The organism is Sphingopyxis sp., assembly GCF_036402335.1.
Classification (GTDB): domain Bacteria; phylum Pseudomonadota; class Alphaproteobacteria; order Sphingomonadales; family Sphingomonadaceae; genus Sphingopyxis.
Genome location: NZ_DASWTD010000030.1, coordinates 1 through 4,012, shown reverse-complemented (window position 1 = coordinate 4,012; position 4,012 = coordinate 1). Strand labels below are relative to the sequence as shown.

5 protein-coding genes are annotated in these 4,012 nt (G+C 65.1%); 4 read left to right on the top strand and 1 reads right to left on the bottom strand.

Features of this window, described 5'->3' with window-relative positions; all coding sequences use genetic code 11:
• The 3 genes from VGD20_RS00835 to VGD20_RS00825 all read left to right on the top strand — a co-directional run.
• The coding region (locus tag VGD20_RS00835; RefSeq protein WP_331132637.1) for an ATP-binding protein at nt 1-1,122 on the top strand (1,122 nt) is incomplete at its 5' end.
• Nucleotides 1,122-1,808, top strand: coding sequence for a response regulator transcription factor (locus VGD20_RS00830; RefSeq protein ID WP_331132636.1), 687 nt, complete (start codon nt 1,122-1,124; stop codon nt 1,806-1,808). The genes VGD20_RS00835 and VGD20_RS00830, both read left to right, overlap by 1 nt.
• Before the next feature lie 111 nt (nt 1,809-1,919).
• Entirely contained in the window at nt 1,920-2,204 is a 285-nt protein-coding gene (locus VGD20_RS00825) for a hypothetical protein (RefSeq protein WP_331132635.1), read from the top strand.
• A gap of 16 nt (nt 2,205-2,220) precedes the next feature.
• On the opposite strand, the gene VGD20_RS00820 is transcribed toward VGD20_RS00825, so the two are convergent.
• Nucleotides 2,221-2,847, bottom strand: a complete 627-nt coding sequence (locus tag VGD20_RS00820) for a TetR/AcrR family transcriptional regulator (RefSeq protein WP_331132634.1) — start codon at nt 2,845-2,847, stop codon at nt 2,221-2,223.
• A gap of 203 nt (nt 2,848-3,050) precedes the next feature.
• Here VGD20_RS00820 and VGD20_RS00815 point away from each other — a divergent pair, with 203 nt between their 5' ends.
• The gene (locus tag VGD20_RS00815; RefSeq protein ID WP_331132633.1) at nt 3,051-3,908 is read left to right on the top strand and encodes a metal-dependent hydrolase; all 858 of its coding nucleotides are present in this window, start codon (nt 3,051-3,053) and stop codon (nt 3,906-3,908) included.
• Nucleotides 3,909-4,012 lie beyond the last annotated feature (104 nt).

Sequence of the window (4,012 nt, the reverse complement as noted above, 5' to 3'; positions counted from 1 at the left end):
CGCCTGACTCCGCTGGGCGAGCCCGTCGAACTCGCGCGCGCGATCTGCGAGGATGTCGCGCGCCTTTTCGACCTGCGCACCGTTCTGCTGGTCCCCAGCGGGACCGGGCTCGTCGTCCAGGCGGCGAGCGGCCTCCAGTTCAGGCTCGAAACGATGGAGCTCGCCGCGGCGCAATGGGCGTATGACAATGCGACCCCGACCGGCAAGGGATCGGGCACGCTCGCCGCCTCCGATTGGTATTTCCAGCCGCTTCGTGCCGGCGACAAGGTACAGGGCGTGCTCGGTCTGGCGCGGGAGAATGGCGAGGATCCGCTGCGTCCCGACCAGTTGCCCCTCCTCACCAGCCTCGTCGACCAGGCCGCGCTCGCGCTCGAACGGCTCCGGCTCGAAGAGGAAATGCGCGACGTCGACGTCGTGCGCACCCGTGACCGGCTTCGCGCCGCGCTGCTCTCGTCGGTCAGCCACGATCTCCGCACCCCGCTCACTGCGGTCATGGCGGCGGCGGCCGAACTGCACCATGGCGCCACCCCCGAACTGATCGGAACGATCGAGGCCGAAGCCGCGCGGCTGAACCGCTTCGTTGCGAACCTGCTCGACATGGCGCGGGTCGAGGCCGGTGCGCTCAACCTGAAGGTCGAAGCGGTCGATCTGACCGACGCGGTCGCCGGCGCGGCGCACGATGCGCGGCGGTCGCTCGAAGGCCACCCTATCCAGCTCGCAGTCCCGCCCGCGATGCCGCTCGTCAAGGTCGATCAGCAGCTTTTGCATCACTGTCTGTTGAACCTGCTCGACAATGCCGGCCGCTATGCCGATCCGGGCACGCCGATCATCATCGAGGGCGTGCATAGCTTTGGCACGCTCAGACTTTCGGTCATCGACGAAGGCCCCGGGCTGCCGCCGGGGCGCGAAGGCGAAGTGTTCGAAACCTTCCGCCGGTTCGAGGGTTCGGACCGCGCGGTCGGCGGCACCGGGCTCGGGCTCGCCATCGTGAAGGCTTTTTCCGAAGCGATGGGAATGACCGTCGAGGCGGAGAACCGGACCGACCGGACCGGCGCGCGCTTCAGCCTCTGCTTTCCCTCCGCACTCATTGTCCGCAGCACTGATCAGGAAAGCGAGGTCTGATGTCCGCCAAGATTCTGGTGGTTGATGACGAATTGTCGATCCGCCGCCTGCTCCGCAACACGCTCGAACGCGCCGGGCATCAGGTCGTCGAAGCCGTCGACGGGCGAAGCGCCCTCGCCCTCGCGGCGATCGAAAAGCCCAACGCCGTGCTGCTCGACCTCGGCCTGCCCGACCGCGACGGTCTCGAACTCGTCCAGCTCCTCAAAAAGGGGAATGACACGGTCATCCTTGTGGTCTCGGCGCGCGATGCCACCGACCAGAAGGTGGCGGCGCTCGACCTTGGCGCCGACGACTATGTGACCAAGCCCTTCGACGGCGAGGAATTGCTGGCGCGCCTGCGCGTGGCGCTTCGCCATCGCGGAGTGTCCGAAACCGCGCCGAGGATTTTCCGCAGGGGCGATCTGGAAGTCGATCTCGACCAGCGGATCGCGCGGCGGGACGGGGTCGAGGCACATCTGACGCGCAAGGAGCATGACGTGCTCGCGCTGCTCGCGGCCAATGTCGGGCGCGTCGTCACGCACCAGCGCATCCTCGCCGCCGCCTGGCACGGCAGCGAAGACGCGCCGGTCGAATATCTGCGTATCGTCATTCGCAACCTGCGCCAAAAACTCGAGGCGCCCGGCGCGGTGGGCAGCGTCATCGCCAACGAACTCGGTGTCGGCTATCGACTTCTCGGCGACAGCTGACCGGCCCGGCTCGACGAAAAACTCTATGCGATGACTATGCGAAGCAGCGGATTCGATCTCGAAACCCTATGCGCGCGGGCATAACTGGATGGCTACATCGAGGAATGTAGCATGTACGACGGGCATCGCGAAAAACGGATCGACACCGGATTGCGGTTGGGCGGCGCGTTGCTCGGCGGCGCTTCCTCGCTCGCTGTCTGGCGACTCGCCGCGCTTCATCTGTCGGGACCGCACCCCGATCCCGGCATCGACGCGCTCTTCCTCGCCGTCGCCGCATTCCTGTGTGCAAGCCTTGGCACGATATTGCTGACGCAGGGGCGACATATCTTCGACCGGATCGAGCTCGGCGAACGCTGGCGGACCCGCCTGCCTCACGACACCGGCGGGTTGCGCTGAAACCGCCTTGTCCGATTCAGGACGCAGCAGGCGGGATACCGCTGGGGATCAGGAACAGGGGCAGGATGCGCGCAATCAGGTCGCGCATCGCATCGTCTTTCTGATCCAGCATGTTGCGCAGTGACGGGCCGATCACCGCATCGCCGAACGCGCCGATCGCCAGCATCAGCACCGCAGCGCGCACCCGCTCGTTCGCGGCATCGTCAGTCGACTGGCCGACGATCGCATCGACCAGTCCGCGGACCGCGTCGCGCACGGGCTCCAGATGTTCAAGATCGCCCGACAACACGATCCAGGCCGCGAGTTGTCCGGCGCCACCCTTGTCGAATGCGTCGAACACGCGGTCGGCGATCGTCCGCGGCGCTGCGGCATCGGTTTTAAGGAGGTCAACGACATTGTCGAAGGCATTGGCAAGATCGTTGACCATCGATCCCATCAGCGCCGACTGCAAACCGGCAGCCGATCCGAAATGATGGAGGACGTTGGCGTGCGACATGCCGATTTCCTGACCCACATTGGCCAGCGTCACGGCCGCCGGTCCGCCATCGAGCAGCAGGCGCCGCGCGGCCGCCAGGCCTTCCTCGCGAACTTCCTCCCCCGAACGCTTGCGCCGTTTTTGGCGCGGTGGCGCTTGCTTGTACATTTCCTGATCCTTTGCAGCCGTCGCGCCCACGGGAGCTTTCTGCCGAAGAGCCTTACCGCAAAGCGCGCGATTGTCACGTCATCGTCGGCCGGGGGCCCGAAAGCCCTGAAAAAGCGTTTGGCCAGTCGCGCCCTTGCAGACCGCGCTCCAAGGTGATATAAACATTGATGTCAATGTAACTTGAGTCGCTGAGAGAGGTACCTATGACTTTCCCCATCCGTACACCCGACGACCTGCATATCGAAAAGCGCGACCTGAAATTCGGACGCGACGACGCGCCCCCGCGCTGGTGGCACAGCAACGACCCCGGCCGCACCGCCTTTTTCAACGCCCTGTCCTCGACCTTTCCGGTGGGCGAGAAATTCTTCATGACTGCGGTGCGCCATTATCGCGACGGGACGGCAGAGCCCCTGCGCAGTCAGATCGACGATTTCCTGTATCAGGAATCGATGCATTCGCGCGAACATGTGGTGTTCAATCGCCAGGCGCAGGACGCAGGATTCGATATCGCGTCGGCCGAGGATCGTGCTCGCCGGACGATCGCCTGGGCGAAGCGCCGTTCACCGATCCAGCAGCTCGCAGGGACCTGCGCGCTCGAACATTTCACCGCGACGCTCGCGCATGATGCGCTGGCGAACCCCGAACATCTGGGCGGTGCGTCGAACGAAGCCCGGCGGATGTGGCAATGGCATGCGATCGAGGAAATCGAACATAAGGCCGTTGCCTTCGACACCTACCTCCATGCGACCCGGACCATGACCCCGTTTCGCCGCTGGCTGAAGCGCAGCGTCGTGATGATCCTGACCTCGCTGCGTTTCCACTATGTCATCTTCCGCAACACCGCCGACCTGCTGCGCCAGGACGGGCGCAACGACTGGGCGACATGGAAAGGGCTGCTGGCGTGGCTCTACGGCCGCAAGGGCCTGATGCGCGCAATGGGGCTCAGCATCTTTACCTATATCAAGCCGGGCTTCCATCCGTGGGAAATCGACGACCGCTCGTTGCTCAAGGATGCACTCCGTCTGCTTGAAGCCGGCAAGCCCAAGGAAATGGCCGCATGAAGCGGGTTGCTCTCACGCTGGCCGCTGCATGCGCCCTGCCCGCCGCGGCATCCGCCGCCGATATCACCGGCATATGGGCGACACAGACCGAAGGCGGGCGCGTG